This is a genomic window from Pseudomonas sp. MF09156 (assembly GCF_059862305.1).
Window position 1 is genome coordinate 26,991 of record NZ_JCBCUR010000001.1, and the last position, 18,909, is coordinate 45,899.

Consider the following 18,909-nt stretch of genomic DNA (forward strand, 5'->3'; position numbering starts at 1 on the left):
ATTTTTGCAGTTGTCCTACAGCGGAGCCTTTCCATGTCCGAAGTCAATCTGTCCACCGACGAAACCCGCGTCAGCTACGGCATTGGCCGTCAGTTGGGCGACCAGCTGCGCGACAACCCGCCACCGGGCGTCAGCCTGGACGCGATCCTGGCTGGCCTGACCGACGCGTTCGGCGGCAAGCCAAGCCGTGTTGACCAGGAGCAAATGGCTGCCAGCTTCAAAGTGATTCGCGACATCATGCAAGCCGAAGCAGCGGCCAAGGCTGAAGCAGCCGCAGGCGCGGGCCTGGCATTCCTGGCTGAGAACGCCAAGCGTGACGGCATCACCACCCTGGCTTCCGGCCTGCAATTTGAAGTGCTGACCGCCGGCGACGGCGCCAAGCCGACCCGTGAAGACCAGGTGCGTACCCACTACCATGGCACCCTGATTGACGGCACTGTGTTCGACAGCTCCTACGAGCGTGGCCAGCCGGCAGAATTCCCGGTCGGTGGCGTGATCGCTGGCTGGACCGAAGCCCTGCAACTGATGAATGCTGGCAGCAAATGGCGCCTGTACGTGCCGAGCGAACTGGCTTACGGCGCACAAGGTGTTGGCAGCATCCCGCCGCACAGCGTTCTGGTATTCGACGTCGAGCTGCTCGACGTTCTGTAAGACCTGCTGATGGCTCTATGTAGGAGCTGGCTTGGCGGGTCGCGGCGATACAGACGACTCGGTATGGGTTACACCGAGGTGATGTTATCGCCGGCAAGCCAGCTCCTACAAAGGGCCATGCAATCAGGTTCTGCGCGGTTGCTCATGGGTGAAACTTGCCATGCAGCTCCGTCACCGGGCGCAACGCTCGGGCATAGCAGAACAGAAATAGATTCCTCACCACCTCTTTAAGCACCCCAGGTTCACTGGAGCTCAGGCCGTTGACGTCCAGGTCGCCCTGGTCCTGCAGTTCATTGAGCGCTTCTTCTTCCAGCACCGCACAGACTTCGCCGGTTTCCCGATGAAGGATCCGCAGGTAAGGGTGCGGACGGTCCAGCCAGGCATCAATCAAATAAGTCATGGGTCGCATCTCCTTGAAGGGTTTCAATGAGAATAATTCTTATTCAAAGAATAGCAAGTCCCTATTGGCAATTTCCTGGTTTTTCTGTGTGGGCATTGTTCAAGGTCAACAGGGCTGGCCTTTTGCTACTGGGGAGGGGGGGACGGGGAGGGTGAAGCGCCATCCCGCGCGGGGCGCGGGATGGCGGTAGGTCAGACCTTGCGGACGAACTCGGACTTGAGCTTCATCGGGCCGATACCGTCGATCTTGCAGTCGATATCGTGGTCGCCATCGCACAGGCGGATGTTCTTGACCTTTGTGCCGACCTTGACCACCAGCGAGGTGCCCTTGACCTTGAGGTCCTTGATCACGGTGATGGTGTCGCCGTCTTGCAGGACGTTACCAACAGAGTCTTTCTTCACGGTTTCATCGCTGGCTGCTTCGGCTTCACCACCGACGGACCACTCATGGGCGCATTCCGGGCAGATCAGCTGGGCGCCGTCTTCGTAGGTGTATTCGGAATTGCATTTTGGGCAGGGTGGCAACGTGCTCACTAAAGCTCCTTGAAAGTCAGGATGGCTAAAAGTCGCACATTATATAGGGTTTTGTCGGGGGCGGGGCGATGCGGTCTCAATGTGGGAGCCGGCTTGCCTGCGATGCAGGCACCTCGGTCTATCAGCTGTAGCGAGGTGATGCTGTCGCAGGCAAGCCGGCTCCCACAGAGTGTTAGTGAGTACGGGCTACCGCAAACTCACTCAGCTCCACCAGGGCGTCCCGGTATTCGCTGGCTGGAAGGGCTTCCAGGCATTTGATGGCGCGGGCCACGTAGTCGCGGGCCAGCTGTGCGGTGTAGTCCAGCGAACCCGAGGCTTCCACGGCGGCGCGGATGCTTTCCAGGTCTTCGATGCCGCCTTTCTGGATCGCCTTGCGCACCAATGCCGCCTGTTCCGGGGTGCCTTCGCGCATGGTGTAGATCAGCGGTAGGGTCGGCTTGCCTTCGGCCAGGTCGTCACCGACGTTCTTGCCCAGGGTTTCGGCATCACCGCGATAATCGAGCAGATCATCCACCAACTGGAAGGCCACGCCCAGGTGATCGCCAAAGGTGCGCAGGGCTTCGGCCTGTTCGGCGCTCGCTTCGCACAGGGCGGCGGCGCTGTGGGTCGAGGCTTCGAAGAGCATCGCGGTCTTGCCGCGAATCACTTCCATATAGGTTTCTTCGGTGGTGCTCGCGTCACGCACCTTGGACAGCTGCAGCACTTCGCCTTCGGCGATGATGCGCGTGGCCTGGGACAGGATCTTCATCACCGGCATCGAGCCCAGCTCGACCATCATTTCGAACGAGCGCGAATACAGGAAGTCGCCCACCAGCACGCTGGGCGCGTTGCCCCACATGGCGTTGGCGGTCTCACGGCCACGGCGCATGCCGGACATGTCGACCACATCGTCGTGCAGTAGGGTGGCGGTATGCAGGAACTCGATAGTGGCGGCCAGCAGGCGCAGGTCATCGCCTTCGCGGCCCAGGGCCTTGCCACACAGCAACACTAATAATGGACGCAGGCGTTTACCGCCGGCCGAAGTAATATAGTCGCCAATTTTGGAGACCAGTGGCACTTTAGAAGTCAGCTGCTTCTTGATGATGCCGTCGACGGCGCTAAAATCGTCCGCCACCGCGCGGTAGAAAGCTTGGGGTTGCATCAGCGACAGTCGCTCCAGAAGGGTTGCGCGGCATGCTAGGACCCGCGCCCCTGGGTGTCAAGGCGCGATAGACGGCTACTTGCAAGCCTCTCGCAGCTTGCGTACAATCGCGCACCCTGAACTTCCTGGGCAGCACCTGCCTTACGCAATTGCATTCGGGACGTCCATCCCATGCAGCCATGCCAGCCAATACCTCTTCTTATAAAGCGCTGGGTGAGCAGGATTATCGGAGAAATACCATGTCGTACGCAGTAATTGTTACTGGTGGCAAGCAATACAAGGTCGCCCCAGGTGAATACCTGAAGATCGAAAAACTGGAAATCGCTACCGGCGAATCCGTTACTTTTGATCGCGTTCTGTTGGTCGCCAATGGCGATGACGTGAACATCGGCGCTCCAGTTGTTGCTGGCGCTACCGTTGTGGCTGAAGTGATCTCCCAAGGTCGTCACGATAAAGTCCGCATCATCAAGTTCCGTCGTCGTAAGCACCACATGAAGCGTATGGGCCACCGCCAGTGGTACACCGAGATCAAAATCACCGGTATTCAGGCTTAATTTCAGCCTAATTCCTCACTAGGAGAATTGACTCATGGCACACAAAAAAGCTGGTGGTAGTACCCGTAACGGTCGCGACTCAGAAGCCAAACGCCTTGGCGTTAAGATGTATGGCGGCCAGAAAATCATTCCGGGCAACATCATCGTGCGTCAGCGCGGCACCCAATTCCACGCCGGTTACGGTGTAGGCATGGGTAAAGATCACACTCTCTTCGCGAAAATCGAAGGCGTGATCAAGTTTGAAGTAAAAGGCGCGTTCAACCGCCGTTACGTGAGCGTTGTCTCGGCTTAATTGCGAGCTCGCTGGAAAAGCCCTGTCTTGCGACGGGGCTTTTTCGTTTGTGGGGTGAGTCTCTTGCAAAGCTGTTTGTAATGGCGAAGGCAGCGGGATTTGCGGTCGCTGATTGAGGTCGCTGCGCTCATTTTTGCAAGAGTCTTATGTCTTGGTTTCTTAAGCTCGTCCGTGCGGCGAGAGGCGTTTTGTTATGAAGTTCGTTGATGAAGTTTCCATCCGAGTAAAAGCAGGCGACGGCGGTAACGGTTGCATGAGTTTCCGTCGCGAAAAGTTCATCGAAAACGGTGGCCCGAACGGCGGCGACGGTGGTGATGGCGGTTCTATCTACATGATGGCCGACGAAAACCTCAATACCCTGGTCGACTACCGCTACACCCGGCACTTCGATGCCGAGCGTGGCTCCAATGGTGGCAGCACCGACTGCACCGGTAAAAAAGGTGAGGATCTGGTGCTGCGTGTGCCGGTCGGTACCACGATCATCGACTCCGCGACCCAGGAAGTGATTGGCGACCTGACCAAGGCCGGCCAGAAGCTGATGGTTGTGCAGGGCGGCTGGCACGGTCTGGGTAACACCCGATTCAAGTCCAGTACCAACCGTGCGCCGCGCCAGACTACGCCAGGCAAGCCGGGCGAGCAGCGTGACCTGAAGCTGGAAATGAAAGTGTTGGCGGATGTGGGTCTGCTGGGCCTGCCAAACGCTGGCAAAAGTACCTTCATTCGCTCGGTGTCTGCGGCCAAGCCAAAAGTGGCGGATTATCCGTTCACCACCCTGGTGCCGAACCTGGGCGTGGTCAGTGTCGATCGCTGGAAAAGCTTCGTGGTTGCGGACATTCCGGGCCTGATCGAAGGTGCTTCCGATGGCGCCGGTTTGGGCATTCGCTTCCTCAAGCACTTGTCCCGTACCCGTTTGCTGCTGCACCTTGTCGATATGGCGCCGCTGGATGAAACCAGTGCCCCGGATGCGGCTGAAGTGATTGTCAACGAACTGGCCAAGTTCAGCCCGTCCCTGGCTGAGCGTGACCGTTGGCTGGTGCTGAACAAGTGCGACCAGATCCTCGAAGAAGAACATGAAGAGCGGGTCAAGGAAATCGTTGACCGCCTGCAGTGGGAAGGTCCGGTCTACGTGATCTCCGCCATTGCCAAAGAAGGCACTGAGCGTCTGACTCGCGACATCATGCGCTACCTGGAAGATCGTGCTGATCGCCTGGCTGCCGATCCGGTCTACAAGGCTGAATTGGCTGACCTCGACCAGCGTATCGAAGATGAAGCGCGTGCGCAGTTGCAGGCGCTGGATGACCAGCGTGCCTTGCGCCGCAGTGGCGTCAAGTCGGTCCATGATATCGGTGACGATGATTGGGACGAGGAAGACGTGGATGATGAAGATGGTCCAGAAATCATTTACGTGCGTGACTGATCTGTTGCGATAAACTTAAGCGCCGCTCAATCGAGCGGCGTTTTAGTATCTGGAAATCGGTAGTCACGAATAACGTTATGGGCGGCGCTGGGTCGCGTGGCCCTCAATCTAAGGTTGAAGATGATGCGGAGCAAAGTGACGGGTGCGCAACGCTGGGTCGTAAAGATCGGGAGTGCGCTGCTGACGGCGGATGGCAAGGGGCTGGATCGCGCAGCCATGAGCGTCTGGGTTGAACAGATGGTGGCCTTGCATGAGGCAGGTGTCGAGTTGGTGCTGGTGTCGTCCGGGGCGGTTGCCGCCGGGATGAGCCGCCTCGGCTGGACCGCGCGACCCAGCGCGATGCATGAGTTGCAGGCCGCTGCTGCGATTGGCCAGATGGGGCTGGTGCAGGCCTGGGAATCCAGCTTTGCCGAGCACGGCCGCCATACCGCGCAGATTCTGCTGACCCATGACGATCTATCCGACCGTAAGCGCTACCTCAATGCCCGCAGCACCTTGCGTGCCCTGGTCGAGCTCAAGGTGATCCCGGTGATCAACGAGAACGACACCGTGGTGACCGACGAAATCCGCTTTGGTGACAATGACACCCTGGCTGCCCTGGTGGCCAATCTGGTGGAGGCCGACCTGCTGGTGATCCTCACGGATCGTGATGGCATGTTCGACGCCGATCCGCGCAACAATCCGCACGCCCAGCTGATTTACGAAGCGCGGGCCGATGATCCGGCGCTTGACGCGGTGGCGGGCAGTGTCGGTGGTGCGCTGGGTCGAGGCGGCATGCAGACCAAGCTGCGCGCGGCGCGCCTGGCGGCTCGCTCCGGTGCCCATACGATCATCGTGGGTGGGCGCCTGGAGCGCGTGCTGGATCGCCTCAAGGCCGGTGAGCGCATCGGCACGCTGTTGTCGCCGGAGCGCGGCATGCTGGCGGCGCGTAAGCAGTGGCTGGCTGGTCACTTGCAGACGCGCGGTACCTTGGTGCTGGATGCGGGGGCTGTTTCTGCGTTGTCCCAAGGCAATAAGAGCTTGCTGCCGGTAGGCGTCAAGCTGGTCCAGGGCAGCTTTCGTCGTGGTGAAATGGTGGTGTGCGTGGCGCCCGACGGTCGTGAGATCGCCCGCGGCCTGGCCAACTACAGTGCCCTCGAGGCACAGAAAATCATTGGGCAGTCGTCTGAGTCGATTGTCGGTCTGTTGGGTTACATGGCTGAGCCGGAGCTGGTTCACCGCGACAACCTGATTCTGGTCTAAAGGAAAACTGCGATGCGCGTGATGAAGGGGTTGCTCGGTCTGCTGGTGGCGATGCCGCTGCTGGCTTCGGCTGAAGAGATTGGCCAGGTATCGACGGTGTTCAAGTTTGTCGGGCCAAACGATCGGATCGTGGTCGAGGCTTTTGATGATCCCAAGGTGGATGGCGTGACCTGCTACCTGTCCCGCGCCAAGACGGGCGGAGTGAAGGGTGGGCTGGGCTTGGCTGAGGATCGTGCCGAGGCGTCGATTGCTTGTCGCCAGGTGGGGCCGATTCGCTTCAAGGGTGAGCTGAAAGATGGTGACGAGGTGTTCAAGGAGCGCACTTCGCTGGTGTTCAAGACCATGCAGGTGGTGCGGTTCCTCGACAAGAAGCGCAATACCCTGGTGTACCTGGTCTACAGCGATCGCTTGATCGAAGGCAGTCCGCAGAATGCGGTGACGGCGATTCCGATCTTGCCGTGGCCTAGCGCGCAATAAACCTGGCAACTCTGCTCTGCATTATGTGGGAGCTGGCTTGCCTGCGATAACGGTTCAGCAGTCGACATCAATGTTGAATGTTAATACCCATCGCAGGCAAGCCAGCTCCTACTTTTGTTTTGGGGTGTGGCATAAATCGTGGGCAATAAAAAACCGACCCTGGGGTCGGTTTTTTAACAAGCTTATCGCTTAGGCTGCAACAGCAAGGTTCAGAGCCTTGATGTGGCCATTCAGACGACCTTTATGGCGAGCAGCTTTGTTCTTGTGGATGATGCCTTTATCGGCCATACGGTCGATAACTGGCACGGCCAGAACGTAAGCAGCTTGAGCTTTTTCAGCGTCTTTTGCGTCAATGGCCTTAACTACATTCTTGATGTAGGTACGAACCATGGAACGCAGGCTGGCGTTGTGGCTGCGACGCTTCTCAGCCTGTTTTGCACGTTTTTTGGCGGAAGGTGTGTTGGCCACCGTCGAGCTCCTCGAAAGACTTTTTAGGAAATAGCAAACAAAATAGGCCGCGAATCATGCCGATGAGTTGACGTCTTGTCAAGGGCGGCTGATGCGAACTGCTGAGTGGTCGATCTGAAGAGGCGGGTGATTTATTTCCGGCGCTTGACCTGTAAACTCGCGAGCTTTGGCTCTGTGCTGTTGCAGGCGCGCAGTATCGCATAAGTAGGCGCTTTGTTCGCCTGCTCTTTATCTATAGGCAAAAACTCTTTCAATGAATCTGCTCAAATCGTTGGCCGCCGTCAGCTCTATCACGATGATTTCCCGGGTTCTGGGGTTTGTGCGTGACACCCTCATCGCGCGTATTTTTGGCGCGAGCATGGCCACGGACGCCTTCTTTATCGCGTTCAAACTGCCCAACCTGTTGCGGCGGATCTTCGCCGAGGGTGCGTTTTCCCAGGCATTCGTGCCGATCCTGGCCGAGTACAAGACCCAGCAGGGTGAGGAAGCCACCCGCACATTCATTGCCTATGTCTCGGGGCTTCTGACCCTGGTACTGATGTTGGTGACCATCGCCGGCATGCTCGCCGCACCCTGGATTATCTGGGCCACGGCGCCCGGGTTTGCCAACACTCCAGAAAAATTCGCCCTGACCAGTGACCTGTTGCGGGTGACCTTTCCTTATATATTGCTGATTTCCCTGTCGTCCCTGGCGGGCGCGATCCTCAATACCTGGAACCGCTTCTCGGTACCGGCGTTTGTGCCGACCCTGCTTAACGTCAGCATGATCATCTTTGCCCTGTTCCTCACGCCGTACTTCGATCCACCCGTCATGGCACTTGGCTGGGCAGTGCTGGCCGGTGGCTTGGCGCAACTGTTGTATCAACTGCCGCACCTGAAAAAGATCGGCATGCTCGTGTTGCCGCGCCTGAACCTCAAGGACACGGGCGTGTGGCGGGTCATGAAAAACATGCTGCCGGCGATTCTCGGGGTGTCGGTGAGCCAGATTTCGTTGATCATCAACACTGCGTTCGCTTCGTTGCTGGTCTCAGGTTCGGTGTCGTGGATGTATTACGCCGACCGTCTGATGGAATTACCCTCCGGCGTGCTCGGCGTGGCGCTGGGCACCATCTTGCTGCCGACCCTGGCCCGCACCTATGCCAGCAAGGACCGCCATGAGTACTCGCGCATTCTCGACTGGGGCTTGCGCCTGTGCTTTGTGCTGGTGCTGCCGTGCTCCCTGGCCCTGGGGATCCTGGCCAAGCCGCTGACGGTTTCGCTGTTCCAGTACGGCCAGTTCAGCGCGTTCGACGCCTTGATGACCCAGCGCGCGCTGGTCGCCTATTCGGTAGGGTTGCTGGGGATTATCGTGATCAAGGTCCTGGCGCCGGGCTTTTATGCCCAGCAAAACATCCGGACCCCGGTGAAGATCGCAATTTTCACCCTGGTGGTTACCCAGCTGTTCAACCTGATCTTCATCGGGCCTCTGGCGCACGCGGGCCTGGCCTTGGCGATCAGCGCCGGGGCGTGCATCAATGCCGGCCTGCTGTTTTATCAACTGCGTAAACAGAAAATGTACCAGCCGCAGCCGGGTTGGGGCGTGTTCGCCCTTAAATTGCTGGTGGCGGTGGCGGTGATGTCGGCGGTATTGCTGGGCTTGATGCACTGGATGCCCGCGTGGGACGAAGGGCAGATGCTCGAGCGATTCCTGCGCCTGGGCCTGCTGGTCGTGGCCGGGGTGGTCGCCTACTTTGGCATGTTGCTGGTGCTGGGCTTTCGCCTGCGGGATTTCAATCGCAAGGCGCTGAATTGATCACAATCAACAATAAGCCGGCTGTTTTTTCGATTCGAATCATTTGGCCTGCGCTGTTGCCTGTCGCCCAAGGCTGGGTGTGGTTATAATCGACCACTTTATGAGCAAGAAGCGCGTTATGCAGCTGGTTCGAGGTCTCCACAACCTGCGCCCCGAGCATCGGGGGTGCGTCGCCACTATTGGCAACTTTGACGGTGTTCACCGTGGCCACCAGGCTATCCTGGCGCGGCTGCGCGAGCGCGCAGTCGAGTTGGGCGTGCCCAGCTGCGTGGTGATTTTCGAGCCGCAGCCCCGTGAATTCTTCACCCCCGAGACGGCCCCGGCCCGTTTGGCTCGCCTGCGGGACAAACTGCAGCTGTTGGCTGAAGAGGGTGTGGACCGGGTGCTGTGCCTGGCGTTCAACCAGCGTTTGCGCAGCCTCAGTGCCACCGAGTTCGTTGACCGCATCCTCGTTGATGGCCTGGGCGTGCAGCACCTGGAGGTCGGCGACGACTTCCGCTTCGGTTGCGATCGGGTAGGGGATTTCGACTTCCTGCAACAGGCCGGCGTGACCCAGGGTTTTACTGTCGAAGCCGCGCAAACCGTCGAACTGGACGGCCTGCGCGTGAGCAGTACCCAGGTGCGAAATGCCCTGGCCGCTGCCGACTTCGCCTTGGCCGAGCGTTTGCTCGGTCGCCCGTTCCGGATTGCCGGGCGGGTCTTGCACGGCCAGAAGCTGGCGCGCCAACTGGGCACGCCAACCGCCAACGTGCAGCTCAAGCGCCGTCGCGTGCCACTGACCGGGGTGTACCTGGTGAGTGTCGATATCGACGGCCAACCGTGGCCCGGAGTCGCCAATATAGGCGTCAGGCCAACGGTTGCAGGTGATGGCAAGGCCCACCTGGAAGTTCACCTTTTGGATTTTGCCGGGGATTTGTATGACCGGCGTTTGACGGTGGTTTTCCACCAAAAGCTGCGTGAAGAGCAGCGATTCGCCTCCCTGGAGGCGCTGAAAACGGCGATCAATGCGGATGTCGCCGCCGCCCGTGCACTAGCCGCACCTAGCGCCCATCGCTAATGAAGAGCCTTAAATGACCGACTATAAAGCCACGCTAAACCTTCCGGACACCGCCTTCCCAATGAAGGCCGGCCTGCCACAGCGCGAACCGCAGATCCTGCAGCGCTGGGACAGTATTGGCCTGTACGGAAAGTTGCGCGAGATTGGCAAGGATCGTCCGAAGTTCGTCCTGCACGACGGCCCTCCTTATGCCAACGGCACGATTCACATCGGTCATGCGCTGAACAAGATTCTCAAGGACATGATCATCCGCTCGAAAACCCTGGCGGGCTTCGACGCACCTTATGTCCCGGGTTGGGACTGCCACGGCCTGCCGATCGAACACAAGGTCGAAGTGACCTACGGCAAGAACCTGGGCGCCGACAAGACCCGCGAACTGTGCCGTGCCTACGCCACCGAGCAGATCGAAGGGCAGAAGTCCGAATTCATTCGCCTGGGTGTGCTGGGCGACTGGGACAACCCGTACAAGACCATGAACTTCAAGAACGAGGCCGGGGAAATCCGTGCCTTGGCCGAGATCGTCAAGGGCGGCTTCGTGTTCAAGGGCCTCAAGCCTGTGAACTGGTGCTTTGACTGTGGCTCGGCCCTGGCCGAAGCGGAAGTCGAATACGAAGACAAGAAGTCCTCGACCATCGACGTCGCGTTCCCGATCGCCGACGATACCAAGCTGGCCGAGGCCTTTGGCCTGGCAAGCCTGGCCAAGCCTGCCGCCATCGTGATCTGGACCACCACCCCGTGGACCATCCCGGCCAACCAGGCGCTGAACGTGCATCCGGAATTCACCTACGCCCTGGTGGACGTTGGTGACCGCCTGCTGGTACTGGCCGAGGAAATGGTCGAGGCCTGCCTGGCCCGCTACGAGCTGCAAGGTGCGGTGATCGCCACCACCACCGGCTCCGCGCTGGAACTGATCAATTTCCGTCACCCGTTCTACGACCGCCTGTCGCCGGTATACCTGGCTGACTACGTCGAGCTGGGCTCGGGTACTGGCGTGGTTCACTCCGCACCGGCCTACGGCGTGGACGACTTCGTGACCTGCAAGGCCTATGGCATGGTCAACGATGAGATCCTCAACCCGGTGCAGAGCAATGGCGTGTACGCGCCGTCGCTGGAGTTCTTCGGCGGCCAGTTCATCTTCAAGGCCAACCAGCCGATCATCGACAAACTGTCAGAAGTCGGGGCGCTGCTGCACACCGAAACCATCAAGCACAGCTACATGCACTGCTGGCGCCACAAGACCCCGTTGATCTACCGCGCCACCGCGCAGTGGTTCATCGGCATGGACAAAGAGCCTGTGGCTGGCGAAACCCTGCGCAAGCGTGCGATCAAAGCCATCGAAGACACCAAGTTCGTCCCGGCCTGGGGCCAGGCGCGCCTGCACTCGATGATCGCCAATCGTCCGGACTGGTGCATCTCCCGCCAGCGCAACTGGGGCGTGCCGATTCCGTTCTTCCTGAACAAGGAAAGCGGCGAGCTGCACCCACGTACCGTCGAACTGATGGAAGTGGTGGCCCAGCGCGTTGAACAGGAAGGCATCGAGGCCTGGTTCAAGTTGGACGCTGCCGAGTTGCTCGGTGACGAAGCGCCGCTGTACGACAAGATCAGCGACACCCTCGACGTGTGGTTCGACTCGGGCACTACCCACTGGCACGTGCTGCGCGGCTCGCACCTGATGGGGCACGAGACCGGCCCGCGCGCCGACCTGTACCTGGAAGGCTCGGACCAACACCGTGGCTGGTTCCACTCGTCCCTGCTGACTGGTTGCGCCATCGACGATCACGCTCCATACCGTGAACTGCTGACCCACGGCTTCACCGTCGACGAGAACGGTCGCAAGATGTCCAAGTCCCTGGGCAACGTGATCGCGCCGCAGAAGGTCAATGACACCCTGGGCGCCGATATCATGCGCCTGTGGGTGGCTTCGACCGACTATTCGGGTGAGATGGCCGTTTCGGAGCAGATCCTGCAGCGCAGCGCCGATGCCTACCGTCGAATCCGTAATACCGCACGCTTCATGCTGTCGAACCTGACCGGCTTCAACCCGGCTACCGACATCCTGCCGGCCGACGAAATGCTCGCCCTGGACCGTTGGGCCGTGGACCGTACCCTGTTGCTGCAGCGCGAGTTGCAGGAACACTACGGCGAATACCGTTTCTGGAATGTCTACTCGAAGATCCACAACTTCTGCGTGCAGGAGTTGGGTGGCTTCTACCTCGACATCATCAAGGACCGCCAGTACACCACTGGCGCCAACAGCAAGGCCCGCCGTTCGGCACAGACCGCGCTGTACCACATCTCTGAAGCGCTGGTGCGCTGGATCGCGCCGATCCTGGCCTTCACCGCCGACGAACTGTGGGAATACCTGCCGGGCGAGCGTAACGAGTCCGTGATGCTCAACACCTGGTACGAAGGCCTGACCGAATTGCCGGCCGACTTCGAACTGGGCCGCGAGTACTGGGAAGGCGTGATGGCCGTCAAGGTCGCGGTGAACAAGGAACTGGAAGTCCAGCGCGCGGCCAAGGCCGTCGGTGGCAACCTGCAGGCCGAAGTCACCCTGTTTGCCGAGGACGGCCTGACCGCCGACCTGGGCAAGTTGAGCAACGAGCTGCGCTTCGTGCTGATTACCTCCACAGCCAGCCTGGCGCCATTCGCCCAGGCCCCGGCTGATGCGGTCGCAACCGAAGTACCGGGCCTCAAGCTCAAGGTGGTCAAGTCGGCCTTCGCCAAGTGCGCCCGTTGCTGGCACTGCCGTGAAGACGTTGGCGTGAATCCGGAGCATCCGGAAATCTGCGGTCGTTGCGTCGACAACATCAGCGGTGCTGGCGAGGTTCGCCACTATGCCTAAATCCAGCCGGTTCGGACGTCTGGGTTGGCTCGCATTGAGCTTGCTGGTCCTGGTCATCGACCAGGTCAGCAAGGCTCACTTCGAGGGCACTCTGGAAATGTTCCAGCAGATCGTGGTGATTCCTGACTACTTCAGCTGGACCCTGGCCTACAACACCGGCGCCGCCTTCAGCTTCCTCGCTGACAGCGGCGGATGGCAGCGCTGGTTGTTCGCCCTGATCGCCGTGGTGGTCAGTGCGGTGCTGGTAGTCTGGCTCAAGCGCCTGGGCCGCAACGATACCTGGCTGGCTATCGCATTGGCGCTGGTGTTGGGCGGTGCGCTGGGCAATCTGTACGACCGCATTGCCCTGGGCCATGTGATCGACTTCATTCTGGTGCACTGGCAGAACCGCCATTACTTCCCGGCGTTCAACTTTGCCGACAGCGCCATCTGCGTTGGCGCAATCATGCTGGCGCTGGATATGTTCAAGGGCAACAAACCCGGAGAAGCTGTAAATGACTGAACAAGTATTGGCCGAACAACGCATTGGCCAGAACACGGAAGTCACCTTGCATTTTGCATTGCGCCTGGAGAACGGCGACACGGTCGACAGCACCTTCGACAAGGCCCCGGCGACCTTCAAGGTCGGCGACGGCAACCTGCTGCCGGGTTTCGAGGCGGCATTGTTCGGCTTCAAGGCCGGCGACAAGCGCAACCTGCAGATCCCGCCGGAAAACGCCTTTGGCCAGCCCAACCCGCAAAACGTACAGGTCATCCCGCGTTCGCAGTTCCAGGACATGGAGCTGTCGGAAGGCTTGCTGGTGATCTTCAACGATGCGGCAAATACCGAACTGCCCGGCGTGGTCAAAACCTTCGATGACACTCAGGTGACCATCGACTTCAACCACCCGTTGGCCGGCAAGACCTTGACCTTTGATGTTGAAATCATCGACGTTAAAGCGCTCTAACTGACGAAACCGGTTCCTGTAGGAGCCGGCTTGCCGGCGATGGCATCACCTCGGTGTACCCGTTACTCCGAGGCGCTGCCATCGCCGGCAAGCCAGCTCCCACAAAGACACGAGGCACAGCATGCAAATCAAACTCGCCAACCCCCGTGGCTTCTGCGCCGGGGTGGACCGGGCGATCGAAATCGTCAATCGCGCCCTGGAAGTCTTCGGGCCGCCGATCTACGTGCGCCATGAAGTGGTGCACAACAAGTTCGTGGTCGAAGACCTGCGGGCCCGTGGCGCGATTTTTGTCGAAGAACTGGATCAGGTGCCGGATGACGTTATCGTCATCTTCAGCGCCCATGGCGTTTCCCAGGCCGTGCGCACCGAAGCAGCAGGCCGCGGCCTGAAAGTCTTCGACGCAACCTGCCCGCTGGTAACCAAGGTGCATATCGAAGTGGCGCGCTACAGCCGCGACGGCCGTGAGTGCATCCTGATCGGCCATGCCGGCCACCCCGAAGTCGAAGGCACCATGGGCCAGTACGACGCCAGTAACGGCGGCGCGATCTACCTGGTGGAAGACGAAAAAGACGTCGCCGAGTTGCAAGTGCATAACCCTGAGAAGTTGGCATTCGTGACCCAGACTACCTTGTCGATGGATGACACCAGTCGTGTCATCGACGCCCTGCGTACCCGTTTCCCCGCCATTGGTGGGCCACGCAAGGACGATATCTGCTACGCCACGCAAAACCGCCAGGATGCCGTCAAGCAACTGGCCGACGAGTGCGACGTGGTGCTGGTTGTGGGGAGCCCCAACAGTTCCAACTCCAACCGCCTGCGCGAGTTGGCCGAGCGCATGGCCACCCCGGCGTACCTGATCGATGGCGCCGAAGACCTGCAGCGCAGTTGGTTCGACGGTGTAGAGCGCATCGGTATCACGGCGGGCGCCTCGGCGCCGGAAGTCCTGGTGCGCGGCGTGATCCAGCAGTTGCAGGCGTGGGGTGCGACAGGCGCCGACGAGCTGGCAGGACGTGAAGAAAACATCACTTTTTCCATGCCCAAGGAGCTGCGGGTTCGTTCGCTGCTCTGAGCCCCAACTCGTCGTACCCGCGGCACAAGGCCTGCTCGGCCTTGTCGCTGCGCAGGCTGATCCGGCCGGTGGGCGCCAGCACCACTTGATGCAGGCTCAGCGGCTGGTCCGTTGAACACACATGTACGGTGCCGGCGCGAAACCCGCCCGCAGACAGCAGGGGTTCGCCCAACCCGCTGAAACGAATCTGCGTGCGCACCGGGGTATTGCCCACGATCGGGATCCGCCCATTGTCCTGGCGCTCCAGCAGGACCGGATTGTCGTCGTCCAGATGACCCCGCCCATTCATGTCCACCACCACTCTCCAGCCTCGGCTCCAGTCATCATCCAGCGCATGGATGATCACCGTTCGATTACGTGCAATGGCTTGGGTGCGCGCGTAGCGCAGGCCGGACGCTAGCGTTTGTGCGGCGCTCAGTCGCGTTTGTGAGTCCAGCAGGCTCTTGAAACCGGGTACCGCCAATTGCGCCAGGATGCCGCTGACGATCAAGCCGAGCAGCAGTTCGATCAATGTAAAACCTCGTTGTTTCATACCTCGTCCCTCCATGGACCGTGTGGCTGAACTAGTTATAGCGGCACTGCGGGCAGGGCGGTGATGGCCTTTCTGTCCAAAGTATTTCCCTTTATTCCGAGAGGCAGCGCGGTTACGGGAGCGGCGCTAGTCTTGGGCAACACACGGCTCTCTCGGTCGTTTTGATGACCTTCGACAAGGATGACGATGGCTATGCGAACCTGCCCGGCAACCTCTTGTGCCCCCCCTGCTACCGCCCGACAGGCCGGCATGAGCCTGATCGAAGTGCTCGTCTCGCTGCTGATTCTCGGTGTTGGCCTGCTGGGGGCCGGGCTGATCCAGCTGAATGCGCTCAAATACACCGACAGTTCCAGGATGATCAGCCAGGTGAGTTTCATCGCCTACGACATGCTCGACCGGATCCGCGCCAACGCTGGTGCCGACTATTCCTGGGGAAGCGACGATATCTCGCCCCCCAGCACCTTGGCCGTGAGTGTCCGCGACCAGGACTTGCATGACTTCGAGGCCAATATCAGCCACCTTGCCGGCGATTCCGCCAAAGGTTCGATTGCGATCAATCAGCGTGAGGTGACCATCAGCATCAGTTGGGATGACTCCCGTGCGGCCAAGGCCAGCAATACCCGTGAAACATTTACCCTTGCCAGTCGCGTCGCTGTCGATCCGAGGCCTGTGCGATGAGGCGCTCCAGCCTGGGTTTGGGCCTGGTCGAAGCATTGCTGGCGGCGGCCCTGGGGTTGCTCGTCGTCCTGGCGGCCGTCCAGGTAACCCTGCCCGCCCGAAGCAGTGCCGCCAGCCAGCACGCGTCAGCGTTGTTGCAGGATGACGGGCGATTCATCCTGGGCAAGATGATCCAGGAGATTCGCCTGGCGGGGATGTTCGGGTGCCTGTCCCTGCCTCTGATAGCTCAGGCGCCTGCTGATTTTTCCAGGCCGGTCAGCGTGGTGGTCAATGGTGCCTCGACCAGCCTGACACTGGTCACCGGCGATGTTGGTGGCCAAGGCAGTCGGCCTGACTGGACTGTGCTCAGCAATTGTGTCGACAACGCCCAGGCTTATTCGGATGTGCCGCCCAAGCCGGGGCCCGGGCAGATCGCCTTTCCCGTGCGTAAACTGACCTACACCTTTGAGTCGGGGCAGCTAAAACTCAGCACGCCAGCAACGCCGGCCAAGGCGGTGCTGGTGGATAACGTAGGGGCGTTCGAGTTGAGTTTCGGGATGGCCAGCCAGCCTGGCTCCAGTGTTGTAAACCGGTATGACAGCCATCCTGGCGACGAATCGCTGATCCGCAGTGTGCGTGTGCTATTGACGCTTCGCGACCCGGCAGGCCGTGTGCGGGACCAGGTCTACAGCGCCGTCGCCGCCGTGCGTAATCGCCTTGAATAGCGGGTGGCGGATCACGGCTCCCAGGCAGCGCGGCGTGGTGCTGTTGATCAGCCTGGTATTGCTGCTGTTGTTGACGGTTCTCGGTCTGTCATCGATGCAGGGCGCTACGTCGCAGGAACAGCTCGCCGGCAGCCTCAGGCATCGCAACCAATCGTTTCAAACCGCCGAAAGTGGGCTCCGGCTCGGTGAGTCGGCAGTGCAGGCACACGGATTTGGTTTGCCGCCCTGCCAGTCCCAAGTTACCTGCGCACCGCCTAACGAGGCATATGCCATCAGCCAGCCGGGCGTCGATCCAATTTCGGCTATCACCTGGGTCGGCATACAGGGAGGCGTCTATGGCATTCAAAACCTGGGGCCCGCTGTCGGGTTGGCACATTTGCCGCCCGATACCCCGGCGACCTTGTATCGGGTCACTGCAGTGGGGATCAGCGGCCAGTTACGCACGGTTCTGGAGAGCGTCTATGCGCGGGTAGACCCGGAGGCCGCTGGGCGATTTCGACGAATTCTCTGGCGACAACTTCAGTAGGTGAGCATCACGATGAGCGGCAACTGCAAAGGATTCACCTTGTTAGAATTACTGATTGCACTGGCGATCATCGGCACATTGGTCGCGGTGACTTATCCGGTGTATACCGCCCAGGTGAAAAAGGCCTATCGCACCGAAATCGTCGGGCTGCTCACGGAGCAAGCCCAGCACCTGGAGCGCTATCACGTGAGAAATGGCACTTTTATTGATGCAAGCGGCGTCAGTACCGGCAATGATCGCTATAGAATCACCGTGATACTGAACCCGCAGGACTTCACCTTGATCGCGACGCCTTTTGCAGGCGCGATGCTGGGTGATCCTTGTGGTGTGTTCAGTTTGACCAGCACTGGTGCGCGGACCAATCCCGGCGCTGTGCCCGGCACTACGCGTCAAGAGTGCTGGGGGCGATGAGGCGGGTGGGCGACGGGGCGCCAGCGGCGCTCCTTTCTTTTTATGGGCTGGATCGAACAATGACTAAGCAGCAAGTCGTGGTTGTGGGTGGTGGTGTTATCGGGTTGTTGACGGCGTTCAACCTGGCAACTCAGGGGGGGGCGGTTGCCGTGCTTGACCGTTCGTCGGTCGGTCAGGAATCCTCCTGGGCCGGAGGCGGGATTGTTTCGCCGTTATACCCATGGCGCTACAGCCCGGCCGTCACGGCGCTGGCCCATTGGTCCCAGGATTTTTACCCGCAATTGGCCCAGCGCCTGTTTGCGGCCACCGGCGTGGATCCCGAGGTTCATACCACTGGTCTGTATTGGCTGGACCTCGATGATGAGGCCGACGCCCTGGCCTGGGCTGCGCGGGAAGGCCGGCCCTTGAGCAAGGTGGATGTGTCGGCCGCCCGTGACGCGGTTCCAGTGTTGGGGCCAGGGTTTGCACAGGCTATTTATATGGCAGATGTGGCCAACGTGCGTAATCCACGCCTGGTCAAATCCCTCAAGGCTGCACTGTTGGCGTTGCCTGGCGTGACCCTGCATGAACATTGCGCGGTACAGGGGTTTATCCAGGAGGGCGGCAGCATCGTTGGGGTCAATACGGCGCACGGTGAGGTGCGGGGTGATCAGGTCGTGCTTGCCGCCGGTGCCTGGAGTGGGGAATTGCTGGGTAGCCTGGGGCTGACGTTGCCGGTGGAGCCGGTCAAGGGCCAGATGATTTTGTACAAGGGTGCTTCGGACTTTCTGTCCTGCATGGTCCTGGCGAAGGGGCGCTATGCGATTCCCCGCCGGGACGGACATATCCTGATTGGCAGTACGCTGGAGCATGAAGGTTTCGACAAGACACCGACCAAATCGGCTCTGGACAGCCTCAAAGCCTCGGCTGTGGAACTGATTCCTGCGCTGGTAGATGCCGAGGTGGTGGGGCATTGGGCCGGTTTGCGGCCTGGTTCGCCCGAGGGCATCCCCTATATCGGCAAGGTGCCAGGGTTTGAAGGGCTGTGGCTCAACTGTGGGCATTACCGCAATGGCCTGGTATTGGCGCCTGCATCTTGCCAGTTGTTTGCTGACTTGCTGCTGGGGCATGAGCCGGTGATCGACCCGGCCCCTTATGCGCCCGCTGGTCGAATATAAACCGGGGCTCCTACCG

22 protein-coding genes are annotated in these 18,909 nt (G+C 60.1%); 17 read left to right on the forward strand and 5 right to left on the reverse strand.

The window, feature by feature from the left end; genetic code table 11:
* The first annotated feature begins 33 nt into the window (after positions 1 to 33).
* Positions 34 to 651, forward strand: a complete 618-nt coding sequence (bamJ, locus tag AC19YY_RS00105; protein WP_038443496.1) for a BamJ family beta-barrel-assembly machinery protein — start codon at positions 34 to 36, stop codon at positions 649 to 651.
* 142 nt (positions 652 to 793) lie between these two features.
* On the opposite strand, the gene AC19YY_RS00110 is transcribed toward bamJ, so the two are convergent.
* From AC19YY_RS00110 to AC19YY_RS00120, 3 genes are all read right to left on the reverse strand, one after another.
* Positions 794 to 1,051, reverse strand: a complete 258-nt coding sequence (locus AC19YY_RS00110) for a PA4570 family protein (RefSeq protein WP_029292069.1) — start codon at positions 1,049 to 1,051, stop codon at positions 794 to 796.
* 191 nt (positions 1,052 to 1,242) lie between these two features.
* Positions 1,243 to 1,584 (reverse strand): zinc ribbon domain-containing protein YjdM, encoded by a 342-nt coding sequence (locus AC19YY_RS00115; protein WP_032861873.1) that lies wholly within the window; start codon positions 1,582 to 1,584, stop codon positions 1,243 to 1,245.
* A 172-nt stretch (positions 1,585 to 1,756) separates the two neighbouring features.
* Complete coding sequence (locus AC19YY_RS00120) at positions 1,757 to 2,725, reverse strand: polyprenyl synthetase family protein (RefSeq protein WP_038443490.1); 969 nt, start codon at positions 2,723 to 2,725, stop codon at positions 1,757 to 1,759.
* A 239-nt stretch (positions 2,726 to 2,964) separates the two neighbouring features.
* Here AC19YY_RS00120 and rplU point away from each other — a divergent pair, with 239 nt between their 5' ends.
* The 5 genes from rplU (at position 2,965) to AC19YY_RS00145 (ending at position 6,707) form a co-directional block, all read left to right on the forward strand.
* The gene (rplU, locus tag AC19YY_RS00125) at positions 2,965 to 3,279 is read left to right on the forward strand and encodes a 50S ribosomal protein L21 (protein ID WP_003176051.1); all 315 of its coding nucleotides are present in this window, start codon (positions 2,965 to 2,967) and stop codon (positions 3,277 to 3,279) included.
* Between the two features lie 34 nt (positions 3,280 to 3,313).
* Positions 3,314 to 3,571 (forward strand): 50S ribosomal protein L27, encoded by a 258-nt coding sequence (rpmA, locus tag AC19YY_RS00130; RefSeq protein WP_029292052.1) that lies wholly within the window; start codon positions 3,314 to 3,316, stop codon positions 3,569 to 3,571.
* Between the two features lie 193 nt (positions 3,572 to 3,764).
* Positions 3,765 to 4,988 (forward strand): Obg family GTPase CgtA, encoded by a 1,224-nt coding sequence (cgtA, locus tag AC19YY_RS00135; protein ID WP_154906582.1) that lies wholly within the window; start codon positions 3,765 to 3,767, stop codon positions 4,986 to 4,988.
* Positions 4,989 to 5,111: 123 nt separating this feature from the next.
* Positions 5,112 to 6,230: a glutamate 5-kinase gene (gene proB, locus AC19YY_RS00140; RefSeq protein ID WP_169951401.1), complete on the forward strand. Its 1,119-nt coding sequence runs from the start codon at positions 5,112 to 5,114 to the stop codon at positions 6,228 to 6,230.
* A gap of 12 nt (positions 6,231 to 6,242) precedes the next feature.
* Positions 6,243 to 6,707 (forward strand): CreA family protein, encoded by a 465-nt coding sequence (locus AC19YY_RS00145; protein WP_169951059.1) that lies wholly within the window; start codon positions 6,243 to 6,245, stop codon positions 6,705 to 6,707.
* 189 nt (positions 6,708 to 6,896) lie between these two features.
* Here AC19YY_RS00145 and rpsT read toward each other — a convergent pair whose 3' ends face one another.
* On the reverse strand, positions 6,897 to 7,175 hold the full coding sequence (gene rpsT / locus AC19YY_RS00150; RefSeq protein WP_029292043.1) for a 30S ribosomal protein S20: 279 nt from the start codon (positions 7,173 to 7,175) through the stop codon (positions 6,897 to 6,899).
* A 253-nt stretch (positions 7,176 to 7,428) separates the two neighbouring features.
* On the opposite strand from rpsT, the gene murJ reads away from it, so the two are divergent.
* The 6 genes from murJ to ispH all read left to right on the forward strand — a co-directional run bounded on the left by murJ (position 7,429) and on the right by ispH (position 14,885).
* Positions 7,429 to 8,967, forward strand: a complete 1,539-nt coding sequence (murJ, locus tag AC19YY_RS00155; protein WP_170056703.1) for a murein biosynthesis integral membrane protein MurJ — start codon at positions 7,429 to 7,431, stop codon at positions 8,965 to 8,967.
* A 118-nt stretch (positions 8,968 to 9,085) separates the two neighbouring features.
* Positions 9,086 to 10,024, forward strand: coding sequence for a bifunctional riboflavin kinase/FAD synthetase (gene ribF, locus AC19YY_RS00160; protein WP_057441100.1), 939 nt, complete (start codon positions 9,086 to 9,088; stop codon positions 10,022 to 10,024).
* A 13-nt stretch (positions 10,025 to 10,037) separates the two neighbouring features.
* Positions 10,038 to 12,869: an isoleucine--tRNA ligase gene (ileS, locus tag AC19YY_RS00165; protein WP_500603741.1), complete on the forward strand. Its 2,832-nt coding sequence runs from the start codon at positions 10,038 to 10,040 to the stop codon at positions 12,867 to 12,869.
* Entirely contained in the window at positions 12,862 to 13,371 is a 510-nt protein-coding gene (gene lspA, locus AC19YY_RS00170; protein ID WP_500603742.1) for a signal peptidase II, read from the forward strand. Before ileS ends, lspA begins: the two co-directional genes overlap by 8 nt.
* Before the next feature lie 7 nt (positions 13,372 to 13,378).
* A complete protein-coding gene (gene fkpB / locus AC19YY_RS00175) occupies positions 13,379 to 13,816 on the forward strand; it encodes an FKBP-type peptidyl-prolyl cis-trans isomerase (RefSeq protein WP_169951398.1) in 438 nt (145 codons plus the stop codon).
* Between the two features lie 121 nt (positions 13,817 to 13,937).
* Complete coding sequence (gene ispH, locus AC19YY_RS00180; protein WP_032861885.1) at positions 13,938 to 14,885, forward strand: 4-hydroxy-3-methylbut-2-enyl diphosphate reductase; 948 nt, start codon at positions 13,938 to 13,940, stop codon at positions 14,883 to 14,885.
* Here the strand turns inward: ispH and AC19YY_RS00185 are convergent.
* Entirely contained in the window at positions 14,839 to 15,417 is a 579-nt protein-coding gene (locus AC19YY_RS00185; RefSeq protein ID WP_169951051.1) for a GspH/FimT family pseudopilin, read from the reverse strand. The two genes, ispH and AC19YY_RS00185, sit on opposite strands and share 47 nt — an antisense overlap.
* Before the next feature lie 192 nt (positions 15,418 to 15,609).
* On the opposite strand from AC19YY_RS00185, the gene pilV reads away from it, so the two are divergent.
* From pilV to thiO, 5 genes are read left to right on the forward strand one after another with little or no spacing between them, the layout of a single operon-like run.
* The gene (gene pilV / locus AC19YY_RS00190; RefSeq protein WP_500603936.1) at positions 15,610 to 16,095 is read left to right on the forward strand and encodes a type IV pilus modification protein PilV; all 486 of its coding nucleotides are present in this window, start codon (positions 15,610 to 15,612) and stop codon (positions 16,093 to 16,095) included.
* Positions 16,092 to 16,799 carry a pilus assembly protein PilW gene (locus tag AC19YY_RS00195; RefSeq protein WP_500603743.1) on the forward strand — a complete coding sequence of 236 codons (708 nt, stop codon included), beginning with the start codon at positions 16,092 to 16,094 and terminating at the stop codon, positions 16,797 to 16,799. The genes pilV and AC19YY_RS00195 overlap by 4 nt, the downstream gene beginning before the upstream one ends.
* A gap of 34 nt (positions 16,800 to 16,833) precedes the next feature.
* Positions 16,834 to 17,325: a PilX N-terminal domain-containing pilus assembly protein gene (locus AC19YY_RS00200; RefSeq protein ID WP_170056705.1), complete on the forward strand. Its 492-nt coding sequence runs from the start codon at positions 16,834 to 16,836 to the stop codon at positions 17,323 to 17,325.
* Positions 17,326 to 17,337: 12 nt separating this feature from the next.
* Positions 17,338 to 17,736 carry a type IV pilin protein gene (locus AC19YY_RS00205; RefSeq protein ID WP_170056706.1) on the forward strand — a complete coding sequence of 133 codons (399 nt, stop codon included), beginning with the start codon at positions 17,338 to 17,340 and terminating at the stop codon, positions 17,734 to 17,736.
* 59 nt (positions 17,737 to 17,795) lie between these two features.
* On the forward strand, positions 17,796 to 18,893 hold the full coding sequence (gene thiO, locus AC19YY_RS00210) for a glycine oxidase ThiO (protein WP_500603744.1): 1,098 nt from the start codon (positions 17,796 to 17,798) through the stop codon (positions 18,891 to 18,893).
* Positions 18,894 to 18,909 lie beyond the last annotated feature (16 nt).

What these genes read in the sequence shown, in the direction of transcription:
- bamJ (WP_038443496.1), top strand. Translation starts at nt 34, where the DNA reads ATGTCCGAAGTCAATCTGTCCACCGACGAAACCCGCGTCAGCTACGGC.
- AC19YY_RS00110 (WP_029292069.1), bottom strand. Translation starts at nt 1,051, where the DNA reads ATGACTTATTTGATTGATGCCTGGCTGGACCGTCCGCACCCTTACCTG.
- AC19YY_RS00120 (WP_038443490.1), bottom strand. Translation starts at nt 2,725, where the DNA reads ATGCAACCCCAAGCTTTCTACCGCGCGGTGGCGGACGATTTTAGCGCC.
- rplU (WP_003176051.1), top strand. Translation starts at nt 2,965, where the DNA reads ATGTCGTACGCAGTAATTGTTACTGGTGGCAAGCAATACAAGGTCGCC.
- rpmA (WP_029292052.1), top strand. Translation starts at nt 3,314, where the DNA reads ATGGCACACAAAAAAGCTGGTGGTAGTACCCGTAACGGTCGCGACTCA.
- cgtA (WP_154906582.1), top strand. Translation starts at nt 3,765, where the DNA reads ATGAAGTTCGTTGATGAAGTTTCCATCCGAGTAAAAGCAGGCGACGGC.
- proB (WP_169951401.1), top strand. Translation starts at nt 5,112, where the DNA reads ATGCGGAGCAAAGTGACGGGTGCGCAACGCTGGGTCGTAAAGATCGGG.
- AC19YY_RS00145 (WP_169951059.1), top strand. Translation starts at nt 6,243, where the DNA reads ATGCGCGTGATGAAGGGGTTGCTCGGTCTGCTGGTGGCGATGCCGCTG.
- murJ (WP_170056703.1), top strand. Translation starts at nt 7,429, where the DNA reads ATGAATCTGCTCAAATCGTTGGCCGCCGTCAGCTCTATCACGATGATT.
- ribF (WP_057441100.1), top strand. Translation starts at nt 9,086, where the DNA reads ATGCAGCTGGTTCGAGGTCTCCACAACCTGCGCCCCGAGCATCGGGGG.
- ileS (WP_500603741.1), top strand. Translation starts at nt 10,038, where the DNA reads ATGACCGACTATAAAGCCACGCTAAACCTTCCGGACACCGCCTTCCCA.
- lspA (WP_500603742.1), top strand. Translation starts at nt 12,862, where the DNA reads ATGCCTAAATCCAGCCGGTTCGGACGTCTGGGTTGGCTCGCATTGAGC.
- ispH (WP_032861885.1), top strand. Translation starts at nt 13,938, where the DNA reads ATGCAAATCAAACTCGCCAACCCCCGTGGCTTCTGCGCCGGGGTGGAC.
- AC19YY_RS00185 (WP_169951051.1), bottom strand. Translation starts at nt 15,417, where the DNA reads ATGAAACAACGAGGTTTTACATTGATCGAACTGCTGCTCGGCTTGATC.
- pilV (WP_500603936.1), top strand. Translation starts at nt 15,610, where the DNA reads ATGCGAACCTGCCCGGCAACCTCTTGTGCCCCCCCTGCTACCGCCCGA.
- AC19YY_RS00195 (WP_500603743.1), top strand. Translation starts at nt 16,092, where the DNA reads ATGAGGCGCTCCAGCCTGGGTTTGGGCCTGGTCGAAGCATTGCTGGCG.
- AC19YY_RS00205 (WP_170056706.1), top strand. Translation starts at nt 17,338, where the DNA reads ATGAGCGGCAACTGCAAAGGATTCACCTTGTTAGAATTACTGATTGCA.
- thiO (WP_500603744.1), top strand. Translation starts at nt 17,796, where the DNA reads ATGACTAAGCAGCAAGTCGTGGTTGTGGGTGGTGGTGTTATCGGGTTG.